Source organism: Gordonia gummivorans (assembly GCF_022513585.1).
Lineage (GTDB): Bacteria > Actinomycetota > Actinomycetes > Mycobacteriales > Mycobacteriaceae > Gordonia.
This window is the reverse complement of sequence record NZ_JAKWBF010000074.1, coordinates 1-1,472: the sequence shown is the minus strand read 5'-3', so window position 1 is coordinate 1,472 and position 1,472 is coordinate 1. Positions and strand designations below refer to the sequence as shown.

Annotated in this window: 1 protein-coding gene; it reads left to right on the top strand. The window is 65.4% G+C overall.

From position 1 onward, the window contains the following. Positions 1-128: 128 nt before the first annotated feature. A complete protein-coding gene (locus MKW15_RS24130; protein ID WP_168547768.1) occupies positions 129-1,442 on the top strand; it encodes an ISL3 family transposase in 1,314 nt (437 codons plus the stop codon). The last annotated feature ends 30 nt before the right edge of the window (positions 1,443-1,472 follow it).

The following is a 1,472-nucleotide window of genomic DNA, read 5'->3' as shown; positions in this document are numbered from 1 at the left end:
GGCTCTTCAAGGTTGAGCGGGCAATGCCTGGTCAGCGGACCGGCGTGTCGGTGACGTAAGGCGCCCCTGGTCTCCGGAAATCTGGATGTTGCGAAGCATTCAAGATTTCGGTGAGGAGTACCAGGGGCATGGTCGATGCTACGTCGTCGTTGTTGTTGGGTTTGGAAGGACTCGAGGTTGCCGCGGTGTCGCGGCAGGGCAGGACGCGGGTGGTCGATGTGGTGACCGCCGATCCTGAAGCGGCCCGGTGCCCGGACTGTCGGACGATTTCGACGTCGGTGAAAGATCACGCAGTCACCCGACCCCGTGATATCGGCTACGGTGACGATCCAATCCTGTTGCGGTGGAACAAGACCCGATACCGATGCGTCAACCCGAACTGTGAGCGTGCCACCTTCACCGAATCGATCCCGCAGGTGCCACCACACCGCCGGACCACGACCCGATTGCGCACCCAGATTGGCCGTGCCGTCGGGGACGCGGCCCGCTCGGTGGTCGAGGTCGCCGCCGGAGTCGGCGTGTCGTGGCCGACCGCGCACGCCGCGTTCGTCGAGCACGCCGACCGGGTGTTGGGCACGCCGCGACCGGTGCAGGTGCTCGGGATCGACGAGACCCGCCGTGGCAAGCCCCGCTGGGTCCGTGACGCCGACGGACGCCGCTGGGTGCGTGTGGATCCGTGGGACACCGGGTTCGTCGATCTCGGTGGCGATCAGGGCCTCCTCGGCCAAGTCGAGGGCCGCACCAGCAAGGCCGTCACCGACTGGCTGACCGCCCAATCCGAGCAGTTCCGCGATCAGATCACCCACGTGGTGATCGATCCGTCGGCCGCCTACGCGGCCGCGGTCACCGACGCACTGTTGCCCAACGCGCAGGTGGTGGTCGATCATTTTCACCTGGTCAAGCTGGCCAACGACATGGTCACCGGCGTGCGCCGGCGGGTCACCTTCGACGCCCATGGCCGCCGTGGACGCAAGCAGGATCCGGAGTGGGCCAACCGTCGGCGACTGCTCAGTGCGCGAGAACGGCTGTCGGACAGGTCATTTGCGAAGATGTGGAATGCGCTGTTCGACCATGATCCCAGCGGCCAGATCCTGACCGCCTACATCGCGAAAGAGGAACTACGGCAACTACTTTCCGCTGCACGAGACGGGGCTGACGACGGCGAGATCCGCCGCCGACTCTACCGCTTCTACCGATGGTGTGCTGACGCCGACATTCCCGAGATTACCCGGCTCGCGAGCACGATCGAGACGTGGTGGCCAGCGATCCTGGCGTTCCTGCACACTGGGCTGACCAACGCCCGCACCGAGGGCTACAACCGCCTGGTCAAACAGGTCAAACGCGTGGCCTGCGGGTTCCGCAACACCGAGAACTCACGGCGCCGGATACGATTCCACTGCACCCGCGCCCAGCGGGCCAGCATCCAGCAATTCCACTGCTGAACGGAATTGCCCGCTCAACTTCGAAGAGCC